Origin of the sequence: Photorhabdus asymbiotica, assembly GCF_003634575.1 — a bacterium.
Classification (GTDB): domain Bacteria; phylum Pseudomonadota; class Gammaproteobacteria; order Enterobacterales; family Enterobacteriaceae; genus Photorhabdus; species Photorhabdus asymbiotica.
The window spans coordinates 223,438-250,196 of sequence record NZ_RBLJ01000005.1; the positions used below are offsets into that span (position 1 = coordinate 223,438).

Annotated in this window: 26 protein-coding genes; 9 read left to right on the forward strand and 17 right to left on the reverse strand. The window is 45.3% G+C overall.

Annotated elements, in window-relative coordinates:
• Positions 1 to 44 precede the first annotated feature (44 nt).
• Positions 45 to 320, forward strand: a complete 276-nt coding sequence (gene rpoZ / locus BDD30_RS20720) for a DNA-directed RNA polymerase subunit omega (protein ID WP_011144672.1) — start codon at positions 45 to 47, stop codon at positions 318 to 320.
• Between the two features lie 17 nt (positions 321 to 337).
• Positions 338 to 2,455 (forward strand): bifunctional GTP diphosphokinase/guanosine-3',5'-bis pyrophosphate 3'-pyrophosphohydrolase, encoded by a 2,118-nt coding sequence (spoT, locus tag BDD30_RS20725; protein WP_012776403.1) that lies wholly within the window; start codon positions 338 to 340, stop codon positions 2,453 to 2,455.
• 22 nt (positions 2,456 to 2,477) lie between these two features.
• Here the strand turns inward: spoT and BDD30_RS20730 are convergent, their stop codons facing one another.
• The 12 genes from BDD30_RS20730 to BDD30_RS20785 all read right to left on the reverse strand — a co-directional run bounded on the left by BDD30_RS20730 (position 2,478) and on the right by BDD30_RS20785 (position 13,808).
• On the reverse strand, positions 2,478 to 2,903 hold the full coding sequence (locus tag BDD30_RS20730; protein WP_041381465.1) for a hypothetical protein: 426 nt from the start codon (positions 2,901 to 2,903) through the stop codon (positions 2,478 to 2,480).
• A 35-nt stretch (positions 2,904 to 2,938) separates the two neighbouring features.
• Complete coding sequence (locus tag BDD30_RS20735; RefSeq protein WP_012776401.1) at positions 2,939 to 3,430, reverse strand: CaiF/GrlA family transcriptional regulator; 492 nt, start codon at positions 3,428 to 3,430, stop codon at positions 2,939 to 2,941.
• Positions 3,431 to 3,559: 129 nt separating this feature from the next.
• Positions 3,560 to 4,900: a hypothetical protein gene (locus BDD30_RS20740; RefSeq protein ID WP_012776400.1), complete on the reverse strand. Its 1,341-nt coding sequence runs from the start codon at positions 4,898 to 4,900 to the stop codon at positions 3,560 to 3,562.
• Between the two features lie 147 nt (positions 4,901 to 5,047).
• The gene (locus BDD30_RS20745) at positions 5,048 to 7,783 is read right to left on the reverse strand and encodes a fimbria/pilus outer membrane usher protein (RefSeq protein WP_231849167.1); all 2,736 of its coding nucleotides are present in this window, start codon (positions 7,781 to 7,783) and stop codon (positions 5,048 to 5,050) included.
• 131 nt (positions 7,784 to 7,914) lie between these two features.
• Positions 7,915 to 8,709 carry a fimbrial biogenesis chaperone gene (locus BDD30_RS20750; RefSeq protein WP_012776398.1) on the reverse strand — a complete coding sequence of 265 codons (795 nt, stop codon included), beginning with the start codon at positions 8,707 to 8,709 and terminating at the stop codon, positions 7,915 to 7,917.
• 28 nt (positions 8,710 to 8,737) lie between these two features.
• On the reverse strand, positions 8,738 to 9,475 hold the full coding sequence (locus BDD30_RS20755) for a fimbrial biogenesis chaperone (RefSeq protein ID WP_231849166.1): 738 nt from the start codon (positions 9,473 to 9,475) through the stop codon (positions 8,738 to 8,740).
• 58 nt (positions 9,476 to 9,533) lie between these two features.
• Complete coding sequence (locus BDD30_RS20760; protein WP_041381464.1) at positions 9,534 to 10,211, reverse strand: fimbrial protein; 678 nt, start codon at positions 10,209 to 10,211, stop codon at positions 9,534 to 9,536.
• Between the two features lie 57 nt (positions 10,212 to 10,268).
• Positions 10,269 to 10,967 (reverse strand): fimbrial protein, encoded by a 699-nt coding sequence (locus BDD30_RS20765; RefSeq protein WP_012776395.1) that lies wholly within the window; start codon positions 10,965 to 10,967, stop codon positions 10,269 to 10,271.
• 61 nt (positions 10,968 to 11,028) lie between these two features.
• A complete protein-coding gene (locus BDD30_RS20770; protein WP_249039949.1) occupies positions 11,029 to 11,649 on the reverse strand; it encodes a fimbrial protein in 621 nt (206 codons plus the stop codon).
• Positions 11,633 to 12,331, reverse strand: coding sequence for a fimbrial biogenesis chaperone (locus BDD30_RS20775; RefSeq protein ID WP_231849164.1), 699 nt, complete (start codon positions 12,329 to 12,331; stop codon positions 11,633 to 11,635). The genes BDD30_RS20770 and BDD30_RS20775 overlap by 17 nt, the downstream gene beginning before the upstream one ends.
• Before the next feature lie 174 nt (positions 12,332 to 12,505).
• On the reverse strand, positions 12,506 to 13,123 hold the full coding sequence (locus BDD30_RS20780; RefSeq protein WP_012776392.1) for a fimbrial protein: 618 nt from the start codon (positions 13,121 to 13,123) through the stop codon (positions 12,506 to 12,508).
• 118 nt (positions 13,124 to 13,241) lie between these two features.
• Positions 13,242 to 13,808 (reverse strand): tyrosine-type DNA invertase, encoded by a 567-nt coding sequence (locus tag BDD30_RS20785; RefSeq protein WP_012776391.1) that lies wholly within the window; start codon positions 13,806 to 13,808, stop codon positions 13,242 to 13,244.
• A gap of 462 nt (positions 13,809 to 14,270) precedes the next feature.
• Between BDD30_RS20785 and recG the strand changes: the two genes are divergently transcribed.
• The 4 genes from recG (at position 14,271) to BDD30_RS24450 (ending at position 17,741) form a co-directional block, all read left to right on the forward strand.
• Positions 14,271 to 16,352 carry an ATP-dependent DNA helicase RecG gene (gene recG, locus BDD30_RS20790; protein ID WP_041382638.1) on the forward strand — a complete coding sequence of 694 codons (2,082 nt, stop codon included), beginning with the start codon at positions 14,271 to 14,273 and terminating at the stop codon, positions 16,350 to 16,352.
• A 224-nt stretch (positions 16,353 to 16,576) separates the two neighbouring features.
• Positions 16,577 to 16,705, forward strand: coding sequence for a hypothetical protein (locus tag BDD30_RS24830; RefSeq protein WP_282958058.1), 129 nt, complete (start codon positions 16,577 to 16,579; stop codon positions 16,703 to 16,705).
• Positions 16,706 to 17,313: 608 nt separating this feature from the next.
• The gene (locus BDD30_RS20795) at positions 17,314 to 17,583 is read left to right on the forward strand and encodes a type II toxin-antitoxin system Phd/YefM family antitoxin (RefSeq protein ID WP_012776389.1); all 270 of its coding nucleotides are present in this window, start codon (positions 17,314 to 17,316) and stop codon (positions 17,581 to 17,583) included.
• Positions 17,584 to 17,585: 2 nt separating this feature from the next.
• Positions 17,586 to 17,741 (forward strand): hypothetical protein, encoded by a 156-nt coding sequence (locus BDD30_RS24450; protein ID WP_231849163.1) that lies wholly within the window; start codon positions 17,586 to 17,588, stop codon positions 17,739 to 17,741.
• Positions 17,742 to 18,087: 346 nt separating this feature from the next.
• Here the strand turns inward: BDD30_RS24450 and BDD30_RS20805 are convergent, their stop codons facing one another.
• The 4 genes from BDD30_RS20805 to gltS all read right to left on the reverse strand — a co-directional run bounded on the left by BDD30_RS20805 (position 18,088) and on the right by gltS (position 21,070).
• Complete coding sequence (locus BDD30_RS20805; protein ID WP_012776388.1) at positions 18,088 to 18,378, reverse strand: type II toxin-antitoxin system RelE family toxin; 291 nt, start codon at positions 18,376 to 18,378, stop codon at positions 18,088 to 18,090.
• The gene (locus tag BDD30_RS20810; protein WP_012776387.1) at positions 18,368 to 18,622 is read right to left on the reverse strand and encodes a type II toxin-antitoxin system RelB/DinJ family antitoxin; all 255 of its coding nucleotides are present in this window, start codon (positions 18,620 to 18,622) and stop codon (positions 18,368 to 18,370) included. Before BDD30_RS20810 ends, BDD30_RS20805 begins: the two co-directional genes overlap by 11 nt.
• A gap of 170 nt (positions 18,623 to 18,792) precedes the next feature.
• Positions 18,793 to 19,560, reverse strand: a complete 768-nt coding sequence (locus BDD30_RS20815; protein WP_012776386.1) for a Fic family protein — start codon at positions 19,558 to 19,560, stop codon at positions 18,793 to 18,795.
• 301 nt (positions 19,561 to 19,861) lie between these two features.
• Positions 19,862 to 21,070: a sodium/glutamate symporter gene (gene gltS / locus BDD30_RS20820; RefSeq protein WP_012776385.1), complete on the reverse strand. Its 1,209-nt coding sequence runs from the start codon at positions 21,068 to 21,070 to the stop codon at positions 19,862 to 19,864.
• A gap of 237 nt (positions 21,071 to 21,307) precedes the next feature.
• Here gltS and BDD30_RS20825 point away from each other — a divergent pair, with 237 nt between their 5' ends.
• Entirely contained in the window at positions 21,308 to 22,693 is a 1,386-nt protein-coding gene (locus BDD30_RS20825) for a uracil-xanthine permease family protein (RefSeq protein WP_012776384.1), read from the forward strand.
• 90 nt (positions 22,694 to 22,783) lie between these two features.
• Here BDD30_RS20825 and BDD30_RS20830 read toward each other — a convergent pair whose 3' ends face one another.
• Complete coding sequence (locus tag BDD30_RS20830) at positions 22,784 to 24,325, reverse strand: 4-hydroxyphenylacetate 3-hydroxylase N-terminal domain-containing protein (RefSeq protein ID WP_041382637.1); 1,542 nt, start codon at positions 24,323 to 24,325, stop codon at positions 22,784 to 22,786.
• 421 nt (positions 24,326 to 24,746) lie between these two features.
• Here BDD30_RS20830 and BDD30_RS23805 point away from each other — a divergent pair, with 421 nt between their 5' ends.
• Together BDD30_RS23805 and BDD30_RS20835 are read left to right on the forward strand one after the other, a co-directional pair.
• Positions 24,747 to 24,923, forward strand: coding sequence for a hypothetical protein (locus tag BDD30_RS23805; RefSeq protein WP_170152972.1), 177 nt, complete (start codon positions 24,747 to 24,749; stop codon positions 24,921 to 24,923).
• 99 nt (positions 24,924 to 25,022) lie between these two features.
• The gene (locus BDD30_RS20835) at positions 25,023 to 26,732 is read left to right on the forward strand and encodes an AsmA family protein (protein WP_231849162.1); all 1,710 of its coding nucleotides are present in this window, start codon (positions 25,023 to 25,025) and stop codon (positions 26,730 to 26,732) included.
• Positions 26,733 to 26,759 lie beyond the last annotated feature (27 nt).

Consider the following 26,759-nt stretch of genomic DNA (forward strand, 5'->3'; position numbering starts at 1 on the left):
AGTATCATGCCCAGTCATTTCTTTACCTGTGGAGTCGCACACATATGGCACGCGTAACTGTTCAAGACGCTGTAGAAAAAATTGGTAACCGTTTTGACCTGGTGTTGGTCGCCGCTCGTCGAGCACGTCAACTACAAACAGGCGGTAAAGACCCGCTGGTTGCGGAAGAGAACGATAAAGTGACCGTTATCGCTCTGCGTGAAGTGGAAGAGGGGCTGATTAACGGTAAGATCCTGGATGTCCGTGAGCGCCAGGAACAACAAGAGCAGGAAGCAGCAGAAATGCAAGCGGTTTCTGCTATCGCGGAAAGTCGTCGTTAATCCACGGTAGGTCTGCCTTGTATCTGTTCGAAAGCCTGAATCTGCTTATCCAGAAATACCTGCCTGAGAGTCAAATTGAACTCCTCAAGCAGGCTTACTCTGTTGCGCGGGATGCTCATGAAGGGCAAACCCGCACCAGTGGCGAACCCTACATTACGCACCCGGTTGCGGTTGCTTGTATTCTGGCCGAGATGCGTCTCGACCATGAAACACTGATGGCCGCTTTGTTGCATGATGTGATTGAAGACACGCCCGCCACCTTTCAAGATATCGCCCAACCTTTCGGCCCGGTGGTCGCCGGGTTAGTTGAAGGGGTTTCCAAGCTTGATAAGTTGAATTTTCGCGATAAAAAAGAGGCACAAGCAGAGAACTTTCGCAAAATGATTATGGCGATGGTGCAAGATATCCGTGTCATTTTGATCAAACTGGCAGACCGTACCCATAATATGCGCACTCTCGGGGCGTTACGTCCAGATAAGCGCCGTCGTATCGCCCGGGAAACGTTAGAAATTTACAGCCCCCTGGCTCATCGTCTGGGTATTCACCACCTGAAAACTGAGTTAGAGGAACTCGGGTTTGAAGCCCTCCACCCTAACCGCTATCGTGTTATCAAAGAGGTGGTAAAAGCGGCCCGTGGCAACCGTAAAGAGATGATCCAGAAAATTCTGTCTGAAATTGCCGGCAGGCTGGCCGAAGCCAATATTGAGTGCAAAGTCAGCGGCAGGGAAAAACATCTCTATTCTATCTACCGGAAAATGCACCTCAAAGAGCAGCGTTTCCATTCCATTATGGATATTTATGCCTTTCGGGTCATCGTTAACAATGTTGATATCTGCTATCGCGTTTTGGGGCAGATGCACAGCCTGTATAAACCCCGCCCTGGTAGAGTCAAAGATTACATTGCTATCCCCAAAGCTAACGGCTACCAATCGTTGCATACTTCCCTGATTGGTCCTCACGGCGTACCCGTTGAAGTCCAGATTCGCACCGAAGATATGGAACAAATGGCTGAAATGGGCGTCGCGGCACACTGGACTTACAAAGAACAAGGTGAATCCGGTACAGCGGCCCAAGTCCGTGCTCAGCGCTGGATGCAAAGTCTGCTGGAATTACAGCAAAGTGCCGGCAACTCTTTTGAATTTATCGAAAGCGTTAAATCTGATCTGTTTCCTGATGAGATTTACGTTTTCACCCCGAAAGGGCGTATCGTCGAGCTACCCGCGGGCTCTACCCCGGTTGACTTTGCTTACGCTGTACACACCGATATTGGTCATGCCTGTGTCGGTTCGCGAGTTGATCGCCAGCCCTATCCACTATCTCAATCGCTGACCAACGGCCAGACAGTGGAAATTATTACCGCGCCGGGCGCGCGACCAAACGCAGCCTGGCTGAACTTTGTCGTCAGTTCAAAAGCGCGCGCCAAAATTCGCCAATTGCTAAAAAACCTTAAGCGCGAAGATTCAATTGGGCTAGGCCGCCGTTTGCTAAATCACGCATTGGGTAACGGGAAAAAACTGGTTGATATTCCACCGGAAAATATCAATAAAGAGTTAACGAGAATGAAACTCGTGACAATCGATGATCTGCTGGCTGAAATCGGGCTTGGCAATACCATGAGTATCGTCGTCGCCCGCAACCTGCTAGGTGCGCAAGAAAATACCGCCAGCACCAGTAGTCATAACAGCGGAGCACGTAAATTACCCATCAAAGGCGCTGACGGTGTACTTATTACGTTTGCCAAATGCTGTCGGCCCATCCCCGGCGATCCGATTATCGCCCATATCAGCCCCGGTAAAGGGTTGGTTATCCACCATGAATCCTGTCGTAATATTCGTGGCTATCAGAAAGAGCCTGAGAAATTTATGGCGGTAGAGTGGGATAAAGAGATTAACAGCGATTTTATTGCTGAAATAAAAGTGGATATGTTTAACCATCAAGGGGCGCTGGCAAATTTGACCGCCGCCATTAACGCGGTAAATTCCAATATTCAGAGCATGAATACAGAAGAGAAAGATGGCCGGGTTTACTGTGCTTTTATCCGGCTGACCACTAAAGACCGTATTCAATTAGCAAATATTATGCGCAAAATCCGAATTATGCCGGATGTGATGCGCGTCAGCCGTAACAGAAACTAAACTGAATAGATTGCCCTGTTATTCAGAGAACCTGCTTCTGATTATTATTTTCTGCACCGGGTAACCCGTGCAACTCAGCCGGTGAACAGCCAACAGTGCTATTCACCGCAAACCCACAAGACAGCATCAAAGATGACGACACATCACCCTGGTTCTCAAAAAGTAGACCAACCAATACGGAATCAATCTCATCCAATAGGTGGCCTAACCAACCCTCCTCCCCTACACCAAACATCAACACCAGCCCGATAACAATAAACAACAGTGGCACGATCCAGGTTCGACACCAATAAGCTAATAGCATACGGGGATACAAAGAGTGGCGAATCTTATTCCCCAGTAACAACCCACCGACAGTAAGTAACACGACAATGATAACCAGTACTACCCGACTTATCAGCATCCCATAGGGCATCCCACACAGAATCGATAAAAATTCGTCCTCCATTATGTCCCGCCAGACAACCACATGTGTCATATACTTTAGGAAATAAACGGACCACAAGCGCGTTGCAAAAACCAAGTGCGCATATGATGAATCCGTGCTGATGTCAGGGAACTGGCCGACTTCACCGTTTTTGTCACCAGTATCTGGTTCCTCTGGGGCATAGGTTTAGCGACTGCCGTAACAATCAACATCAGACGCCGACTCCTGCGTTTTTCACGAAAAAAGACTTTTTCACAGGAAATCACATCACGCCGCTCATTGTAGATATAATTCATCACATCCCTTGCCCGGCGTTCTGACACCCGAAACACCTGACTAATTTCATTTTTGGTAAATCCGCGCCCCTTCAATAATCCCCAATACGCGACCGCCAGGTACAACGGTGTATCATTCAAGTGAGACAAGCAGACAGGCAGACGAAAATCCCCATGATTACTCTGCTTGCCGGTAATCGTCTGACTGCCAGGCAAATCGGTCTGGTTGCCGCTCATCTGAAGCAGCACTGAATCATTAACATTGATTGTCATTTTACTCTCCCCTGGTGACTAACTGGTCAATCTGTTACCACATGAGAAATGAAATAGTGTGATTTATTGAGATGAAGCACTCGGGCGACTAAGCCCATGCCATATTTAAATACCCTGCCATCGTAGGCGTTATCGCACGACTAACGTTACGTTCATAGTGGTCTGAAATTCACCAGAAGTACCAGGATCTAACGCCTTTACTTGCCAAAGTTGCACATTAAATCGGTTTTGAGAGACATAGGTGTTTGGCGTATTACCCACAGTAAAATACAGAACATCCGCCGGGTTAGTTGGAGGACCAAATTTTACTGGCCTGTCTTTCACGTTTGGCGCCGCCAACTGAGTATTCCCGCCTATCACATTCGGCACCACCTTTATCCTCAACGCGTTATCGAAGTTAGGCACCACGATACTTTCATTATTATCAGCTAGCTGTGAGGCAGAAAACTGCAAAGTGGCCACTCCGCCAGTACTATTCTTATCGCTTACAGTGCATATAATGTTCATAGGAAAAAATGGGGTATACTCGTCGCTGAGTGAATTTGTTGGAAGCAGTGCTGGATATGGCCCGAGCGACCGAAGAACCTCTCCCATCGGCACTACACCCACAAAAGCGCCTGGGGTGCCAAAATCTAAGCCGCAAACCGGCGGGTCCAGTACTGTTACCGGGTCTTTGATAGGCGGAAAGCGTGGTTTGGACCACGACATGAACTCCTCTCCATCAGCCAAAATACTTAAAATTGGTGCGTTATCGTCACTATCAAATTCGACTTTTTCATCAGGATTCCGCTGCCATGAAAAATTTACCCCACGACAGGACACATCAAAATCGAGGTCGCTTATCCTTCCCTCTGCTATATTCTTATCATCCTGATTATTAGGATTTTCCGGCTGGAAATATAATGGTTGAGAAAGATTTTCATTGGGGTATGGCTTATCAAGACTCACCGTAAAGTGTTGAATGGCTGTTCCTTCAATAGGATTCTTAGTATGGTAATAATGAGATTTGGCTATAATTGTACATTCGTAACTGCCTGACACCACTCTAGGGACTTTAAAAATTTCCCCGCGCCCTGCTCTGAGCTGGAACCGGACATCCTCCAGAAATTTCTGATCATACGAGGTGGTTTTACTCGCTATCCTCTTCCTATAAAACGGAAACACATCTAATGTCGCTTTACCCGCTGCCGGGTAAGTGATTACTCCATCACTGCGCTTTACCATCCGCTCAGGCCCCAAGACTTTCAAGGTCGTATCAGCGTTCCAATTTAGTGACTCGGCAAACACTGAGGGAGAAGAAAAGATAGCCACCACGGATAGGCATATCATTGCCACCCATATCGGCCACTTACGACAACAAACCGCCATCCAACCAATATCCTGTTTTAGCTTGTTAATAAACGTCTTCTTCGTATTCATCGGCTGCCCAACCGGGAGTAACTTCCCGGTTGCTATATTAGAAATTTTCATTCGTTGATATCACTCCATCCCGGCCAGATTACACTCACCTTTCAGAGGTTCCCCTCTAATTAACTATGCCTCTAATAACTATGCCTCTAATAACTATGGTTTTCCGCATCAGGTTATCAGCGCAGATCCACAACATTCCGCCTCATCTTAACGGCAGGTTTCGTTCAATTGCCTCATGGGACTCCAGCTCTTATCTTTCTTCGCTTTTACCGGAGGAGGCCCCAGGTTAAACACCACCTCACATTGACTATCCGGCGCGCTGCCCCACTTCACTTTGAGTACCCCGTTGGGGGGCATGCCGCTCAGGTACACTTGTCCGCCTTCCCCGACTATCGCCGCCAGATTTGTTGTTGTATCCCCTTTAAGCCTCGCCATTGCTCCAAACGGTACCGGCTTACCGTGATAGAGCAAATTCATCAGCAATTGCTGCCCGATACGCACGGGGTAATCCACCATCACAACCGCCCCTTTCGTCGGGAATACGTTCTTGCTACCCTGTGCCATATCGGCCCCCTCCGGCAGCGATGACGGATCTAAACTGATACTATTACGGCTGTAGGTCTGAGCATAAGGCACCACCGCATATCCCCAGCGATTAGTCGAAATCGAGTCGGAGTTCATCACACGAATACCGCCAACCCCCGAGGTCCGCACCAATACCGCAGCATCACCAACCCGCGATGTCAAAGTGACGCCATGCTGATGGGCGATCAATCCGCCACTAACCCCGTAGTTCACACCTCGCCCTCCCGACGAATCGTAGTTGTATCCCAAACTGGCCTGCCCAAGGGAGCCACGGTATCCCATTGACACTGAACCGCTGTTCCCCTGCCCTTTATTAGCCTGACTTTGCGATACACTCCAAGACAAGCTATTGTCATCCAGCAATGAACCGCCCAAACCTAACTGGTTACTGCTGCGCCCGGTACTATCATGGAACAAGCTATAATTGGCGTAGGCATTGTTCAGCGCTGCATAGGAGCCGAACAGACTGAGAGGAATGTTGACGTTCAACGAGACTTGCCGGTTCTCAGGCCAGTCGCCGTTGCCACGTATGCGATCAATGCTGTAATTGAGTCCCCAGCCCACACGGTAGAAAGAACCATTCAATCCCATCGACAGGGTGGTGTTAGTTTTAGAACTGCCCCAGTAGTTATCCCGCTGACCACTGAGCCACAGGGAATAGTTACCCGGCAATGACTGGCTCAACCTCATTTGCCAACTGCTACGACGTCGTTGAGACATCCAGGAAGGGAGTTCCCCCCAAACCGTGTAACCTTGGGTATTAACATCGGAAAAACTAAGGTAATTACGTGTGGAATAGCGGTACGCAGTTAAATCCACCGTCGTGCCAGAGGTCAGCATACTTTTCGAATATTTAGCGCGGTAAGATTCTCCGCGCTGGATGTCAGCCATATTTTTCAATCTGGCCCGAGAAGTGGTGATATCCGCAGATAACGCCCCCATCATACCAAGGGAAAGCCCGGTCCCCAGCGCTGCGGACTGGTACGATTGCGCAACCAAACCACCACCGTATACCGTGACGTTGCCGGGCAGACCATAAATCATGGAGACCATGCCGAATACTGGCTTATGCCCGCCACTACTATACCCACTACTGTGATAGCGCCCTGCTGCCGCTTCATACTTGAATTGACCCTGCCGCAACATCATCGGCAGGCTAGAATAAGCCTGACTGAACCCATGATGGGTACCATCAGCCTCGGTTATCGTTACCTGCAAATCCCCGCCGGTACTGCTACCCACCAAATCCGTGATACGAAATGGACCTGGCGCGACATTGGTTTGATAAATGACACTGCCATTTTGCGTCACCGTCACCTGAGCATTAGATTTAGCTATCCCACTGATAATTGGAGCAAAACCACTCTGCCTACCCGGTATCATCGAATCACTGGTGGCCAGCCCAATCCCACGATAAGGGAAACCATCAAATACCTGACCCGCCACACTGCCGGTCGAAGTATCCCCTATCGTCAGATCACTGCGTAACGCCACCACATCCCGCTGCAAATAGGTTTGCAGGAAGTTCCATCTTTGCTGGGATTGAGTGGTTTTTTTCATTGCGTCATTAAGTGAGTCATACCGGTTATAAGTTTGAGTACTATAAGAATAGGTCGCCGTGTTACGAAGACGCCAAGCCCCCAGATTCAATCCAGAATTGAAGCTACCGAATAAGCTCTGATTAGCCTGTTTATTACCAAACTGTGAACGTCGATTCTGACTGCCATTAATACTGTAATTCAATATAAAAGCCGGGATGCCCTCTTGCCATAACTTCGGATCAACCTGACCATTGGCTGAAGGCTTCATCGCTATTTGGGGGATACTCAAATTTAACCGCATCTGGGAAAAGTTGAGGCGAGCCGTAGCTTGGGGAATAAATTTATCTAACGGACTCTCTATCGGCTTATCCGCCGGCAACGTTTTTAATGCCGGTGTATCGCTAATATTGACACCCGCGGTCTCTAACAAATCTGGGGTAAGTACCGGAACCAGCTCACTGTCGCCATTACGCTGGAATGTAATATCCCGTGAATCAAAAAAAGTGCCATTCACGTAAATGTCTACCCGATAAGTCCCAGGTGCCTGACCTCCGGCAGTTTCAAACTGTGATAAATCCACCGGTTGTCCTGAATTCGAACCAAAGTCCAACAAGGCCGGGTCAAAATAATCACGCGCTGTCGCCTGCACACCCCATCCAGTCAGAAATACCAGCACCATCCGACAGAAAATGAGAGAAAGGCGTAATTTCACTGAGCATTTTAATAAAACCAGAGAAATAGAAATATTTTGATTTACACGATGATAAATAGGCGGCCGTTCTAAACAGCAATTTATCATCGGAATTAACATTTTCATTATTAAAGTCGCCATCTCTTATTTAAATATATTTAACTCATATCTACTCTGTCGGTATCTGTAATATTGCTATTAGCCACATTTGTTATTAACCATATTTGCTATTAACCATATTTGCTATTAACCAGTTATTAACCACTGCCAGATACAGTAATAGATCGACTCTCTTCATCGGTGCCTAAGCCGAATTCATCAATGGCACGCCACGATATCGTGACATTATTACCAGGAAGTACTTTGCCCACCGGCAGTGACCAGCTCTGCTGACCAAATGGCGGCACCATCCTAAATAAATCCTGCTCCGGTACGGCAAACGAACTTACATGTAAAGCCTGCAATGTGATCCAAAACGGTGACGGATTAGTCAGCGTTACAACACTCTCTTTTACTGACGCGCTTAATTGTTTCACTGCGCCGGCAACGCCCTCTTTTGGCAATCCTTCAGGACGATAGAACACCTTCACCGCTAAAGCCGTCGTCATTTTCACCTTGCCTGAGAAACCTTTAGATACCGATGATGGTTTCTCAGAAGGCAACATACGCACATTGAGAAAGAACAGAGATTCCCGATCCTTAGGAAAATCCCCACCAGTACGAAGGATTTTCAGCACCTGCCGTTCATGCGCATCCACCTTGGCAATAGGCGGAATCACGATAAATGGCGCCTTAATATCCAGCGGTAAACCGGTGGCAGGGTCCAATTCCCGTACCGTTGACTGAATCAGATAATTGCTGTCGCTGTTATTAATGAATGTTGAAGGAACCCCATTGTTGAATGATTCAAGGTAAAGCACACGGGCATCATTGATATATAATGCCCCCATCAGAGCCTCTTCCGCCCTCAGTGGCAAAACCGGTAATATCATTGCCAGAGCGCATAACACAGACGTCACCCTCTGCTTTATTGAAACCTTACGTTCCGCCATGTGATGCTCTTCCAATCTCAAAATATACTCAGCCAGCCTGTAACGTACCGCTCTGTAACTTACTCACCCCGCCGATATCAGTGATCATCGACCATTCCACCTTACTTCCAGCTTTGCCCGCCAAGGGAAAAGTGGTCTGGCCGAAAGGGACCAATATTGACGGGGCTTTGTCAAAATCCACCGCCTTGCCGTCAAATTTCAGTTGAGCAAAAGTCTGGTAATACGGCGTTGGGTTGGTCACTACCACACTATTGCCTGATTGTGTAAACGTCAGCCGACCCCGGGCCTGTTCCGGTGTCATCGGCAGCTTATCCGGCCGGTAGATAAGTTTAATGTTCATCCCCAACGAGATAGACAGCGACGCGCCAATCTCATCTTGTTTGCCGCTGCTATTTTCCTGGCCGTTATCAACTGTTTTCTTCGCTGGGATCGCATTAATCCGAAAACGAAACAGAGACTCACGATCATCAGGAAAATCACCGCCGGTACGCATAACCCGCATCACATTCAAGCTATTGCCCTCCATACGGAACAACGGGGGCAACACAGTAAACTCCGATGAACGAGTATTTGGGTTATCCCACGGCGTCACCGCAGCTTGTACCAGATAGACCTCTTCGCCTGAATTTTGCAGTGAGATGCTTTGCACCTTGTCGCCCTGCTGATAAATAATGCGTGTCTTCCTCAACATAAGACCTGCGTGTGCTGATGACGACGCCACAACCGCCCATATCCCCAGCATCCCCATGACTATCAGCTTTTTCATATATCCCACTTCATCTCAGACATTCCTCCTCAAATACACCCGGCTTATAACGTTTTATCTACTTCAAGTGCTCATAGGAAAACTCAAAATGTATCTGCACATTCGCAGTTCCTCCGCATAACACATTGGTACCGTCACTTTTACACGTTGCTGGATTATTTTTATCACCTAAACCTCCGACATAAGCCCGGAACGTCCTCGTTGTTCCATCCCCCGCGGACGGTAGCGGCACCTTAAACGGATCATTAATAGGTTTCACCTTAACAAACTGATTGGTGCTAACGTCCAATAGCCTAATCCCCACTCCTTCGGCACTAGCAGTCCCATCCGCAGGCATGAACAGTTCCGAATCATCTGAGTTGCCAGCATACAGACTCCATATGTATAAAGCTGGCGATTGACCTGGACTACAGTGACTGAGCTGAACTTCCAAATCTAAGGCTGAACTTTCTACATATTTGCTATTTCTAAGTTGATTCGCATAGACCTGAGGCATAGTATCGTCATAACTACCACCACTAGATCCGCCATACTTGCCGTTTACACTCAATGCACAGGTCGGACGTAACAGATTGCCTTTAATTGTGATCTCAATATTCTTACCATCCGCCTGAACCGACAAAGACACACAACCAATGATCCATCCAATCAGTATCATGATGAGTAACGAATATTTCGCTCTGCTGTGACATGTTATTAACTCACGGTTTATAAGAGTGTTATTTTTCGCTTTCATTTAACTCTCCGCTCCCCCCCTAATTCCCCATTTTTATCATCCGTGATAAACCACATCTCACGGATAAGAGTAGGTAAACGCAACTCGCGCAATTAATGAGCCAGGTCGAATAACCTTACTATCTTTTCCACGCGCAACCGCTACTGTTACCGGAAGCTGTGCACGACCATCATCAAAAAATAGCGAATCAAGGCGATTCTCATGATTATTTATTACCAAGTTACCCCAATCTATTTTCCCTTCACCTCCTAAATGAACAATAAACCCCAACCCCTCAGAGGCGTTATCATAGGAACCAGAGACAGGACCACGGAATATTGAACCTTGTTCAGCGTCGATGGTGTTTCCTGACACAGTGATAACAGGTCTACTCGGTGAAACATCCGGATCACCACAATTGGTTAATTCCAGATTAAATCTCCTGGGGTTTGATATATGCCCTGCCTGACTGAACTCCGCCGCTGGCAACGAGCCGAAATTCAGCTCCGAGCCATTGATATCATCACCACTGATCCCTACGTCACAAGGTTCAGGCACAACAGTTATGAACAGATCTACGTTTATCCCACTCGATTTCGTCGATGGGAATGGGGGTTTAGGATCTTCGGATTCAGCCATAACGCTGCCTGCCAAGAACAGCGCAGCTAACATAACCCCCCAACAAAACCGGAGTACCACGATACGCAACGTCGAGCAGCCGCCATTACTCAGAAAAGCTGGTTGGTCGCCCACTCTGTTTTTTTCTTGCCTTGTCACTTTGTGTTCACCTTAAACTCACTCGTTTACAACTCTTCTGTTAATGAACCGCGCTGCAAACTCAACGATAATCAAATGTAAAATTCACGTTGGCATAGATTTTTCCTGGCTTTTTACAGACCATTACCGTCTCCCCGGCTGCCGGGGCGCATACCAGTGAAAATCTCACCGGCACAGAAGGAGTTTGATCGTTTATGACTGTGCCTTTATCCGCCAGATAAAATGGTTCACCATCCGCTATATTTGAGGACCACTCCGTTCCATTAAGCTTCTTCAAACGCACCGTGACGCCCACGGCCTTTGAAACCGAATCTTCGCTTTTTTGACTACGAAACAGCGTGTTATCATTTGTACCAAAATGCTCTCCGGTAATGGTAATCGCAGGAGCAACCCTATTTGCATCGATCACATCTGAGCAATTTCTCAGAGTGAGATTGGTTTCCCCGTAGGCGTTCCCTGATACCAAGCTGGCAAATTGCACTTTGCCCAAATCGATATTATTGTTATCCACAGTGACATCACACGTTCCGTAGGCAATGTCGGCCTTAAATGTGGCGATGGCAGAATTCGCTGCCCACAAGGGACCCGAAGAGAGCCACAGAATTCCTCCTATGCCGATGTAATTCAGGTATCTGCGTACACGCTGAATCCTTGAGATATCGGCTTTACTGAATTTCACCATTGAAGTTCTCTCCACCGCCGAGATCGCTAATCACCGCCCATTCCACTTTCTTTTTATTCTGATTATTTTGAGCGGGATAAACATGGCTACTGAAAGGCGCCAACATTTGTGGATGGCTTTCAGAAAACTTCACAGGTACGCCATCAACTTTGATCTGGGTAAAGCTGATGTGATAAGGCGAATTGTTGCTAACTTGAATGCCATCGGGAGCATGGGTAAAGCGCAGGGCTTTGTATGCCTGCTCCGGCGTTCCCACCAATCCCGTTGGCCGATAAAATAGTTTGATGGTATTGCCGATGGCATAAGCTATCCCACCGCCAATTTTGGCGCTTTCAAAGCGCTGGCCCGGCGGATTATTACTACCGGGAATAGCAGAGGCATTAAAATAAAAGACGCTTTCTCTGTCAGTCGGCAACTTACTGGTATCGCCTAAGATGCGCAGGACATTGGTTCCTTTAGGCTCCAAACGGAACAAAGGAGGAGAGACGTAAAATGGCGCTTTACCCTTACCATCAACGGTGCGAGTAATTTTAGTCGTCACTAGGTAAGGGATATTGGTTGTTGTATTGCGCACCGATACCGTCGTCGCTTCGGCTTTATCCTGTAAGAAAATAATGCGCGTAACATCGATGCCAAATCCGCCTTCGGCCTGACTCTGCGACGCGAACAGAAACGCACCCAATATAAGGCTTTTTACTATGATGTTGGGAAGTCGGAGTTTATTGATCATCTTTTGTTTCTCACTATTTTGGCTCTGCCCGCCAGTAACTGCCTAATAAAAGGCATCATCAATCATCTAAAATTTTTCGCCAAAGAAGCCCGAGGAGGTGCTCCTCAGGCTAAAACCACATAAACGTTAGTTATATGCATAGGAGAAGGTGATAGGGGCATTAACGTGCTGATTTGATCCCGGCTTAGGGACTATTGATGCCATATACGCAGTAAATGTTATGGACTGACCATTAAACTCTGCGCCCGTAGACCCCTTAGCTCCCAGAAGGACATTGCTATTGTTTGAGACAACTGTTTCTTTAGCATCTTTATCCTTATAAGTTAGTATTGCGCCTACATTCTTACCATCTTCACTGTTATTAAAGATGAGGTTATTCGATCCACCTAACACTGGTCCTGTCACATGCAATTGAACTTTGTCTGCCACGGTATTCTTGTCATCACAGTTACTAAGAGCGATAGTAATTGGTCTAGAAGACTCCTTAGCATAAGATACGATGCCTTTTTGATCCGTAAAGGCGCTAGCTAAAAATGCGTTTTCCGAAGCATTCCCCAAATTCACTTTCCCGTTTGCATTAGGGCTGGTTACATCACACGTCGCAGCCACAACGTTACCTGTAATCGTTACCATGGTATTCTTCCCCACATGTCCCTCCTCAGTCGCCTCACCTGCTGCCAAAGCAGCCGAAGCTGCCCCCATAACCAGCGCTGCCACCGCGCTTATCTTTAATATCTTTTTCATTTCATTAATTCCACTTAACCATCGAACAAAAGTCCAACATAGATTTACATATCATTTGCTGATAAACAGCAACACTCGGTTGTACATAAATTTGTCAAATTGGTCCTAATTGTAATGATTAACGTTTGCCCTTCATTCCCCAAACTCCTTGAAAACGTTCAGCATTACTCGCCGTATAACGTACAGTATGACGAATGTTTTTATGTCCAAGATAATCTTGTATCAGTCGGGTATCCACTCCCCGGTCTGCAAGGGCAAAACCACAGGCATGACGCAACATATGCGGATGCGGAACGACAGCAATATTCGCCAGTTGCCCTAATCGGCTAATAATCTGGTAAATCCGCTGACGCGTCAGCGGCTTCCCGGAACGAGACAAGAACAGCCAATCACTATCTGCCCCCAAAAAAGTTTTGCGTACTTTGAGCCACGCCTTAATTGCCCGAATTTCACGACGCAATAGGGGATGGTTGGTACAAAATCCCCCTTTTAGTCGCCGGATATACAGGCATCTTTCGTTCAATTCCATATCAGATAATCGTAAATGTCTGGCTTCGCTGACACGAAAACCGTGGATAAAACTCATGTACACCAGACAATAGTTCCGCTCTGGATTAGCACCGACTTTCGCCATTTCCAGCATGCTTTCTACTTCCGACTGAGTCAGATATTTTCTTTGGCCCATGATTATTTCTCCAAACATATTAGATAGCACAACCCAGCGGTTATCCCCTGACAGAACTATTTCCAACTTCGAGACATAAGCCAGAAACAGACTAAATCCGGAAATAAAATACACACCATTAATTTGCCCAAATGGTATGTTGTTCACCGGGGCTACAGAGGGTTATACAGATGAGAGGTAGGATTTAAACACCTTTTTTTGATTATTTTTTCATCTTATGAACTCGCTGTTAAATTTGGTTGAACCAAGCAAAGATGCAACAAGCGTTAGCACACGATACATAACCTTGATGATTGCAGGTGTTTAACCGCAATGTATTGACATGATTTTCAACCAATTATTAGGAAAATATTACGTTGCTTACATTAACCCGGTCTGTATTATTATGGAGAATAAGCAAGACCGGTTCGTAACCCATGCAACATGACGAACTGCCATGCCATCAATGGAGAAAAAAATCGTATGAAAGGCCAACTGCTTGATGCCATCCCTTTAACTTCCCTGCATGGAGTCGGGGCAAGTCAGGCAGCTAAACTGGCAAAAATGGGCCTGATCAACTTACAGGATCTGCTATTGCACTTCCCCCTGCGTTACGAAGACCAAACCCGCCTTTATACGATTAATGATCTTCTACCGGGTATCTCTGCCACAGTCACAGGTGAAATTCTCCATACCAATATTATTTTTGGCCGCCGCCGGATGATGATCTGCCAAATCAGTGATGGCACCGGTGTACTCACACTACGTTTTTTTAATTTCTCTGCGGCAATGAAAAACAATCTAGCAAAAGGCAAGCAGGTCGTTGCTTACGGTGAAATCAGAAGAGGTAGTCAGGGAGCGGAAATTATCCATCCTGAGTATAAGATTCAAACTTATGCTGGAAATGTACGGCTTCAAGAAACATTAACGCCTATTTATCCCACGACGGAAGGGATTCGTCAGGCGACTCTTCGTAAGCTGATTGAGCAGGCCCTGCAATTGCTTGATACCTGTGCTATCAACGAACTCTTACCGGAAGAGTTAAGCCGTTCGATGATTAGCCTGCCACAAGCATTACATACTCTGCACCGTCCCACACCAGATATTGTGCTGGCTGATCTGGAAACCGGCAAACACCCAGCTCATCGCCGTTTGATCCTGGAAGAACTGCTGGCTCACCATTTGAGTATGTTAGAAGTTAAGGTGGGAGCACAACGCTATCATGCACAGTCGCTGCCGACTGAAAACAAGTTAAAACAGCAATTCCTTAATCGTCTGCCATTTACGCCAACTAATGCGCAACAACGGGTTGTAGCGGAAATTGAGCAGGATCTGGCAAAAGATATACCTATGATGCGACTGATTCAGGGCGATGTTGGCTCAGGAAAAACGCTGGTTGCCGCGCTAGCAGCGTTACGTGCCATTGCTCATGGTAAACAGGTCGCCTTAATGGCGCCGACTGAATTACTGGCAGAGCAACACGCTAATACCTTCCGGCAATGGCTGGAACCTTTAGATATTCAGATCGGTTGGCTAGCGGGTAAGCAAAAAGGAAAAGCACGTCAGAAACAGCAAGAAGCCATTGCCAGCGGCCAAGTCGCCATGATTGTTGGTACGCATGCCATGTTTCAGGAGCAGGTGAAATTTTCCGGTCTGGCACTGGTGATTATTGATGAGCAACATCGGTTTGGTGTGCATCAACGTCTGGCTTTGTGGGAAAAAGGACGCGAACAGGGTTTTCATCCTCATCAATTGATTATGACGGCTACCCCGATTCCCCGAACCTTAGCAATGACTGCTTATGCTGATCTCGATACTTCTATTATTGATGAGCTGCCACCGGGGAGAACACCAGTCACAACGGTTGCGATCCCGGATACGCGCCGCGAAGAAGTGATCAAACGAATCAAAAATGCCTGCCTTGATGAAAACAGGCAAGCCTATTGGGTCTGTACGCTGATTGAAGATTCTGATGTGTTGGAAGCTCAAGCGGCACAAGTCACAAGTGAAGAATTGACGCTCGCCTTGCCAGAATTAAAAGTTGGGTTGGTGCATGGCCGAATGAAAGCCGCAGAAAAGCTGGCAGTGATGGAGGCTTTCAAATGTGGAGAGCTACAGCTTCTGGTTGCAACAACGGTTATTGAAGTGGGCGTGGATGTACCTAATGCCAGTTTGATGATCATTGATAACCCGGAACGGCTTGGCTTGGCGCAACTTCATCAGTTACGTGGACGAGTTGGCCGTGGCGCTATTGCCTCCCATTGTGTCCTACTTTACAAAACGCCGCTGAGCAGTACTGCCAGAATACGCCTGCAAGTGCTTAGAGACAGTAATGATGGTTTTGTTATCGCGCAAAAAGATCTGGAAATTCGTGGTCCCGGGGAGCTATTAGGAACACGCCAAACTGGGAATGCAGAATTTAAGGTGGCTGATTTGCTAAGAGATCAGGGAATGTTGCCGGAAGTTCAACGTATTGCCCGGCATATTCACCAGCGCTATCCTGAACATGCCCGTGCCCTAATTGAACGCTGGTTACCGGAACGGACACATTATAGTAATGCATGATTGAGAATATATCGGAGTGGGCTTTTCGTTTCTCAACGCAACCAAAAATACGGATATCTGGTTTTATCCCATAATTAAGATGCTCTGCTATAGAACTTGCTTTAAATTATTTCGTTTAATTGGTAATATATTATTTATTTGAGGTGGGAAATACCTATACCCAATAGATTTCGAGTTGCAGCGCGACGGCAAGTGAACGAATCCCCAGGAGCATAGATAACTATGTGACTGGGGTGAGTGAGTGCAGCCAACAAAGAGGCAACTTGAAAGATGACGGGTATATATGTGAATTCACTAATTTTGAACAGAAGAATTTAGAGGAGATATACATATTCATTGCCGTTATTACGTGAACACGTGACTCAATTTACTAATAATTAATTGTAAAACAGGGAATAAGAAATTATTGAGGTTTTTGTCGTAATACCCGTTGTATATAGATTATAAGAAATCAGTTATTTTGAGGTTTTTAATATTTATTTTACAAACTATTGGGTAAAATTATTTTCTTTTTATATTTATTTAAAAAGTAGTTTTGGTAATAACAAAATACGGGAGAGCTAATATTTCAAATTAAATAAACAATAGGCTAAGCCGGGATATTATAGCTCAGCCTTAGTTTTAGTGTTTTTTAGTGATTCATAATGACAATGGATTAATCATCATATTCACTGTGTACTATATTATCGTTATTAGTATTCCAAGCCACCATCTGACCATTCCTCCGTAAGACTGCGAATGCATTTTTTGACGCACTTAGGCTAACGATATCTTGTAATTGTGCAATTTCCGGCGGAATACTGCTGCCCGAAGATGAGTTACCCCAAGCGACGACACTGTGATTTGCCCGTAGGTACCCAAAAAGTCATCTTGGTTGGCGGTTGGCTATTTTAATTATTGGTAGCTCCATGCACTTTTAGCCATAATAGCTATTCGAGCCATTTTAGACGGAAGGTGATGTATGGAAATTATTCCCGCACAACTAGCTAAGAACCAGTTTGGTGATCTGCTTATGAAAGTTCAGCGTGAACCTGTGGAAATTAGTAAGCATGGTAAACGTGTGGCCGTGGTTATCTCTCCCGAAGAGTATGATCAGTTCGCACAGCTCAAGTTACAGAATTTAAAAGCCGTTCTGGCTGAATCTATTGCACAAGCTGATCGTGGCGAATTGCATAGTATTGATGATGTATTTGCACCGTTGACAGTTGATGAACTTGAAGGTAAGGCTTAAGGATGAGTGTCCGGTTTACTAAGAAAGCCAGAGAGCATATTCGTGCAATCAAACTCTATTCTATGCGTCGATGGGGGGCGAATGTCGCGGAAGCTTATTCAACTTCGTTACGTGTGACTATGACGGAAATTCTTGATCGTCACCCATCCCCCGCGTGATCGCAGTGAGGACCTTTGTTTAGGTGTACTGAGTTTCCCCGTAGAGAGCCACATTATTTACTACCGGGAAGTTCCGACTGGTATTGAAGTGTTGGCGGTGTTGCATTAGACGCAAGATCCACATAATCATCTATACCCTTCATCTTTCAAGTTGCTGCTTTGTTGGCTGCTTTCACTCACCCCAGTCACATAGTTATCTATGCTCCTGGGGATTCGTTCACTTGCCGCCGCGCTGCAACTCGAAATCTATTGGGTATATAATGAAGAGCATAAAACGTGGGATACTTTATTTAATTCATGACAAAACAATCAGTAGCGTTGGAGCGATCTCATTGTGGTATATTTATTATATAATTCGTTTACAAGCTATTTCATAAGTTTTCTCATCTTCCCGTTTACCAACAGCTATCACCCAGATTACGATCTCTTCTTCTATCACTTGGTAAACCAGACGAAAGCCTGAAGAACGGAGCTTAATTTTAAAGCAGCCAGCCAGATCACCGTGCAATCTGGCTGACTCAATATAGGGATTGTTCTGTAACTTCCGTAGCTTCTTTTTAAACTGATCGCGTATGGTCTGATCCAGTTTGCACCACTCTTTCAAGGCTCGTTCGTCGAAATCGATATTAAATATCATCAAGGTTTACCCTGATACGTCTAGCGGGATTTTTAAGACGGTTACGTACCACTGCTAAGATCTCTGCATCTTCATCATGATCTGCCACCATAACGGAAACTTCAGCGAACGGCAGCTTTTCATTCTCGACAACATAGCGCAGAAAGAGACGCAGCGCATCGGATGGCGATAAGTTCAGTTTCTCAAATGTCTGATACGCACTTTTTTTAAGTTCTTCATCAACTCTGATCTGAATAGTACTCATAACGTTATCTCCTGTAATGACATTTGTATTACATTTTATTGCATAACATTTGTAATGCAATAAAATTTTTTGCTATAAGTGGAGTATAGAATCGCTGGTAAATGAATTACACATGGCAGGTAAACAAAGTGAAATCCCGCCATAGGCTTATACCAGAAACCATTTTATGATCATTTAAAAAAATCGGGATTTGCCACTTTATCCGGATGACAATCCATAAGAAACATCATCATCTCAGTGGCATCTTTGCTCAGGTAGAAGCGGACCATTTTTTCATTGAACTCATGCAATTTTGCCGCAGGTACACTGATTGCATCGATGCCATTCGACATCAGGATACCATTCATCATAAAACGTGAAGTGCGTTTGTTACCGTCAAAGAAGAATTGCTGTAACGCCCCGAAAAGAAAGAATGCAGTTGCTTGTTCAAAAGGCTGACATTCACTCAACACAGCAATACCTTCGTGAAAAACGCGATTCAACTCTGGTGCGTCTGGCTCAGTAGGCAACGGCGTGTGGCGACCATATTCACCCAGTCCAACGTCTGGAGTGTAGTTTATCTCTCGGCCTTCCCCACGAAACGCTCCCCATTCCAAAGCTTCATTACGGGCAACTATACTATGAAGTTCAGTAAACGTAGCCTTGGTCAACTCAAATTGACCTTTTTTCACCAGAGATAACAGGCATCTGGAACTTTCTGCGAGATTCAGTACTTGCTCCTGATCAGAAACCTTCCTACCACCGACGGTTACACCGTCCAACAATGTTTTCACTTCTGGGAAGGTGAAGGGATTGCCTTCAAGCACGCTGGCATCCCAAACAAACTCCGGTAGCATCCGGTGAAAACGAAAGCATACCCGCTCAATAGAATGAATCGGAACAATAAGAGGAACCGCAGACCGGTCCCAATGAAACCCCAATGCGTTGAAAAGCTTCATCGTTGCCCATCCTTTTTACTACATTTGAATGCGCTAAATTATAAGTAAAACACAGTAAAAGACCATCTCACCAGAAACGCTCTCGTTTGACGAGCTAGTCTCTAAAAATCATTTGCTCCGTCAAGAGCAGGCCAGAGAAAACCGATTAAGCTCATGAGTGAAAAAAGATTTACAAACTGCGAATATATTGCGTTGTATTGTCGTTTTGACAGTGAAACTATGACGGTTCTTGCCTAATCAAAGAACACAACAACAATACTGCACCAACTGTATAGCTGGTGCAGTATCTAGCTAATTTACCCTACACCGCCGGGAATACCGGCAACAGCAGATAGAGTTTAATCACAATCGCGTTAACGATATCGATAAAGAATGCCCCAACCATCGGCACCACCAGAAACGCCACATGAGATGGGCCGAAGCGATCGGTAATCGCCTGCATGTTCGCAATGGCGGTAGGTGTCGCGCCCAAGCCAAAACCACAGTGACCCGCCGCCAGCACCGCAGCGTCATAGTTTTTCCCCATCACCCGATAGGTGACAAAAATTGCATACAGCGCCATAACGATGGCCTGGATGGTGAGAATGATCAACATCGGTAATGCCAACGATGCCATCTGCCACAATTTCAAGCTCATTAACGCCATTGCCAGGAACAGGGAAAGGCTTACGTTACCCAATACAGAAACCGCTCGGTCAAATACCCGATAAAAACCTAACACCGACAGGCTGTTACTCAGGATAACCCCGATAAACAGCACACAGACGAATGTTGGTAGTTCAAACCATGTACCTTGCAAAAATTCAGAGACAAAATTACCTGCCATCAGGCAGATAGCGATCAAGGCGATCGTTTCCAACATCACCAATGCGGTGATCATCCGCCCGGTATAAGGTTTTTCAAATGCGGTTGGCACTTCGGTATCGTCGGCCCTGAGTCCTGGGGTTTTGGTATTTTTCACCAGGAAACGAGCCACCGGACCACCAATCAAACCACCCAATACTAAACCGAAAGTCGCACAAGCCATTGCAACTTCGGTTGCATTTTCAAAACCATAACGCTCACTAAACAGTTTACCCCAAGCAGCCCCCGTTCCATGACCACCAGACAACGTAACAGACCCCGCCAGCAAGCCCATGAGTGGGTCCAGACCCAGCAGTTCAGCCAACGCGATACCTACCGTGTTCTGCACTAGTAACAAGCCAACAACGACGAAGACAAATGTGAGCAAGACCTTACCACCCGCTTTCAGGCTGGCAAGATTGGCATTCAAGCCGATAGTGGCAAAGAAAGTTAACATCAAAGGGTCTTTAAGAGACAGGTCAAAACTGATTTCCCAGCCGGTTGTTTGTTGAAGTATTAAAAGAATCAGAGCAACTAACAGGCCACCCGCGACAGGTTCAGGAATGGTGTATTTTTCAAGAAATGGAACTGATTGTACAAGTTTACGCCCAAGTAATAGTACTAATGCAGACGCAACAAGCGTGCCATAAACATCAAGATGATACATCTATGTACCCCAGCTATATTGTTAAAATTATGTAAGTTACGACGTTAGACTCATCCTTTAGAAAACGCCAAAAGCAGGCAACGCTGGATTAGAAAAAAAATCTGCAACAAATACAAGTTAAAACATATAAAAATGTGACCAGAGCAAATCATGATAAATAACAGAATTTTTAAGCAAACGATTGCTTTTACACGATTGATCATTAAAATGCGTTTTTTGTCAGTCCGGAATCACACCATGTTCACCTCATCCCCTGAACAAGCCGCAACAATCCCCGTGAAAAAACCAGATAGTGAATTGATTTATCGCTTAGAAGATCGGCCACCGCTGCTACAAACATTGTTTGCTGCCTGCCAGCATTTACTGGCAATGTTTGTCGCTGTTATCACACCAGCAATTTTAATCTGTCAGGCACTGGGGCTACCTGCTCACGATACACAGCGGATCATCAGTATGTCTCTGTTTGCTTCAGGGATAGCTTCATTAATCCAGATCCGAGCCTGGGGACCTGTCGGTTCTGGTTTACTTTCTATCCAAGGAACCAGTTTTAACTTTGTGTCCCCATTGATTATGGGCGGTCTGGCATTAAAAAACGGTGGAGCAGACATCCCGACCATGATGGCAGCACTATTCGGTACTCTAATGTTGGCATCCGTTACCGAAATTCTGTTATCCCGCGTATTACATCTGGCCCGGAGAATTATCACGCCGCTGGTTTCCGGTGTTGTTGTGATGATTATTGGTTTGTCTCTTATTCAGGTCGGATTAACTTCGATCGGTGGCGGATTCTCTGCTATCGAAAATCACACCTTTGGTTCTCCAGAGAATCTGTTTCTGGCCGGTGTTGTGTTGGCGGTGATTGTTTTGCTGAACCGCCAGCGTAATCCTTATCTACGTGTCGCTTCTCTGGTGATTGCAATGTCGGTCGGTTATGTTGTCGCCTGGCTTATGGGCATGCTGCCACAAGCAACAGTACCGGAGAATAGTTCATTAATAACGATTCCTACACCGCTCTATTATGGTCTTTCTTTTGACTGGCATCTGCTTCTCCCTTTGATGCTAATTTTTATGGTCACTTCACTGGAAACCATCGGCGATATTACCGCGACCTCTGACGTTTCGGAACAACCGGTCAGCGGCCCTCTATATATGAAGCGTATTAAAGGCGGTGTTTTAGCTAACGGTCTAAATTCAATGCTTTCTGCCGTATTCAATACCTTCCCGAACTCCTGCTTTGGACAGAATAACGGAGTTATCCAGTTAACCGGCGTTGCCAGCCGTCATGTGGGTTATGCCGTAGCGTTGATGCTGATTCTGTTAGGTCTGTTTCCTGCGGTGGCAGGCTTTGTACAACAGATCCCTGAACCGGTATTGGGAGGTGCCACTATCGTGATGTTTGGTACGATTGCCGCGTCTGGTGTCCGTATCGTTTCCAGAGAGGCTCTTAACCGCCGGGCAATTATGATTATTGCACTATCTTTAGCGGTTGGGATGGGTGTTGCTCAACAGCCACTTATTTTACAATTCGCGCCTGATTGGCTGAAAACGCTACTCTCTTCCGGTATTGCCGCTGGTGGTCTGACAGCCATCGTTCTTAATCTGATATTTCCTCAGGAAAAATAATATCCACTGAAAAGTCTAATATCAGGTTGCAGGCAATCACCGTAATAATCACGCACATAAAATCATAGTTGTGCGTGATTATGATTTAGCCTAGCGACTGGAAGGCCAAATAAAATCGTTACCAATCCAACCATGAAGATCATATTCACTCATACACTGCTCAGCAAATCCCTTAAATTGATCCATTAGCCCTGATTCTTGGGCCGTTAATAGCAGTTCGATTCTTATATTTTCATGGTTGCCAGAGTAATTGCGCTCATATAATTCATGCCTACCGGCAAATTCCGTACCGATAGAATCCCAAATCAGTTTCATCAGTTTTACGCGTTCAACAGCGCTATAACCGTTTGAGCCACGCACATACTTATTAAGATAGGGAGCAAGCTCCGGGTTAGTAAAATCTCTGGCATGAGAGTTAACATAAATCAGCGCACTCCCTAAATCCTGCTCAATAATTTCTTTTATCCGCGGGTAGCCCAGTGTCATAAACCAACGATAAGCCATGCCATATTCAGATCGCGGTAATAAAGCATCCCCATGCCAAGGTTGAGGTGATTTAACCATCGCATCACTAATTGCCCAAAACATATTACGCCATGCCAATACCTCACCAACACGTGTTTGCACACCACGAAAAGCCTGAGTCCCCGTCGCTTCAACGCCTTTAATAATTAATCCACAAAGAAAATCAAGTTTAACCGCCAATCGGGTGACACCATGTAACAATGCCCGATGAAAAAAGCCAGCTTCAGCAAAGAACGACGACGTTTTCTCAACATCACCATAGATAAATATGTTTTCCCAAGGGACCTTCACTTTATCTAAAACAATAATGGTATCGTTCTCATCAAAACGGGAAGAGAGTGGGTAATCAAAAGGACTGCCCATTTTATCCGCCGCCAGTGCATAAGAGGGACGACAAATTAATTTCAATCCCGGTGAATTCATCGGCAATGTACAGACCAATGCAAATTCTCGTTTTTTGATCGGTAAACCATAATGGCCGATAAAGTTGTAATGAGTGATCGCCGACCCCGTGGCAACAACTTTAGCACCGCTGACAATTAAGCCATCATCGCACTCTTTTTCCACATGAATACAAACATCACCAATTTCATCAGCGGGTAAATGACGATCTATTGGTGGGTTAATCAGCGCGTGATTCCAGTAGAGTACTTGTTCCTGTGAACGGGTGTACCAGGTTTTCGCATTATCAGCAAAATCACCATAAAACTCTGGATTTACGCCCAGTGTGGTAAGAAACGAAGCCTTATAATCTGGGCTTCTCCCCAGCCAACCGTAACTTATGCGCGCCCACGCGGCGATAGCATCACGATCAGCAATTAAGTCTTCCTGTGATCGCGGGATACGAAAAAAGGGATGTGTCACACCACAGCTACCCGTATCAGTCGCTGTAGTCAGTACGTCACGGTAAGCAGGATCGTGCAAGGCATCATAGAGTTTCGCCACCGCGCGAGCTGGATTTTGAAAAGCAGGATGGTTAGCAATATCGTGGATACGCTCACCATAAGCCCAAATTTCCCGACCATCATTTAACCCTTCCAGAAATTCCTTGCCATTTAGTGGACGGGTTATACGGGTATTATTTTCATCCGGCGATTCTTGTTTCATTTCATCTGACATAGTATATTCCTGATATTATTTATTCACTGGAAAATAAGTAGAATCAAACGTAACGTTTTATTCAAAACATCACTCTAATTAAGATAAAAATAGGCTTAATTATGCAAATAAATTATTATCTTATTGCTAATAACCTCGTAATACATTCATTTACCGGGAGAGTTTTACGATATAATTACACCACTCTTGATAATTTTAAGGTTATATTAATCACACAATAGAACTAAAAATACGCCCTAAAATTTTAACAAAAAATTCAGCTTTGTATAGGGAATAAAAATACAGTCAAATAAAAATAAACACTTACGACTTATTCTTGTTGAAATAAACTAACAAACAATAATGATTCATTTTCAATTTATTTTTCCATCTGAAAATCATTAAAACTGGCAATTAATATGGTTATTGATTGGCATCTCTGTTTTTTATTGTCCAATTAATGCTATATACCCAATGGATTTCAAGATGCATCGCGACGGCAAGGGAGCGAATCCCCGGGAGCATAGATAACTATGTGACCGGGGTGAGTGAGTGCAGCCAACAAAGAGGCAACTTGAAAGATAACGGGTATAAACGTTATAAATAATCACTCCTGCGTGTTTTTAACTTTTATGCGTCATATCTTGAGTGAACAAGAAAATTACGGCATAAAAAGAAGTTGTTTAGCCACTTAAGTTGGGGTTTGATGATGAAATGGTTAGGAAAATCGCTGGTTACTCTGTTATTACTGCTAATACTGGCCGTGGTCACTATTTATGTCGCGATACAGACAAACTGGGGAGCATATCAGCTTAGTCAATGGCTTAGTCATCACAGCCGTTATCAGGTTCAAATCGGCGATATTGAACATCGCTGGTTACAACCAGGCACTTTGGCATTTTCCAATATCGTCATTCGTAATAAGCAACACACTTTCACTTTAGAAGCGCAAGTTGCAGCGTTCGATTTCAACTGGCAACAACTCACTTCCCCGCGTCATTTTCATCGTCTGTTATTGCAGCAGGGCCAATTAACAATAAAAGGCCCGCAACAATCTTTACCTTTTAGCGCCAATATTCTGCAACTTAATCAGATGGCTATTCAGTCAGAAAATGCAGACTGGCAAATCCAGGGACAAAACATTACCGGCGGCATCACTCCCTGGAACCCGCAATCAAATAAATTGGCAGGCAACGGAAAATTCCAATTCAGTGCTGATAAACTGAATTTCAATGATATTTCTCTTGCAAAAGTCATTATGCAAGGAGATAGCCAGCAGAATACCCTGATTATCCGTTCACTGGGTGCAACATTGGCACAAGGTTCAATATCGGGTAATGGACAACGTCTGCCTGATGGTAGCTGGCAGTGGGATAACTTACTTATCAGCAATGTTCGTTGGCAAACGCCAATGACATTTGAGGAGTTATGGTTAAAAGTGAGTCAATTACCCGCAATCAGCATCAAAGATCTGAGCCTGACTAATGCTAAGCTGGAAGGTAAAAACTGGTCTGCTAACTATTTAGATGCCTCAGTAAAAAATATCGGCTTGGCTAACGGGAGCTGGCAAGCAAAAGAGGGCATCCTTGATTTCAACGTCATGGATACTACGCTGAATGATCTGCATTTCACCGACGCTATTGGTCACCTGCTTCTTGCCGGCAATGAACTCCGTATTACCAATCTCACTACTCGTTGGGAAAAGGGATTATTCCACGTCAAAGCTCAATGGAATCACCAAACAAAGCAATTCAATATCGCAAATGCAACGGTTGCCGGTTTAACTTATACCTTGCCACAAAATTGGTATCAGTCATTGAAAAAATCACTGCCTCAATGGATATCCGGATTTTCCATTAACCAACTGACGATTAATAACAGCTTGTTGATTGATATTAATCCCGATTTTCCATTCCAGCTTACCGCTCTCACTGGCTATATCAATGACATGGAATTACTGAAAGAAGGGGAGTGGGGAATCTGGAACGGTTCTTCAAACCTGAGCGCCACCAGCGCAACATTCAACAAAGTTGAATTACATCGCCCTTACCTTAAATTACACACAGAGGGCAATAAACTGATCATTGATCAATTAGATGCCTCTGTTGATGATGGATTGCTGAAAGTGAAAGGCACAGTCGATCAACAGGCACAGAAGCCATTCACTTTAGATTTCCGGGGAATAGATGCAGATTTAGCAATTTTGCCTCAATGGCAGTGGGTTCCGTTAAAATTACCGGGTAAAGGCAATTTTACTCTGTCGATACAAGGCGATCTTGCTGCTGATGATATTAAAAGTACTATCGATGGTACATTGACTGCCACGGATAAACAATCAGGCAAAGAAACTCAAGTAATCGATAAAGGGCAGATATCCATACAAAATTGTGAAACCTGCTCAGTTATTAGGCTATAACCGTGTAAACACCCAGTAACACCAAAT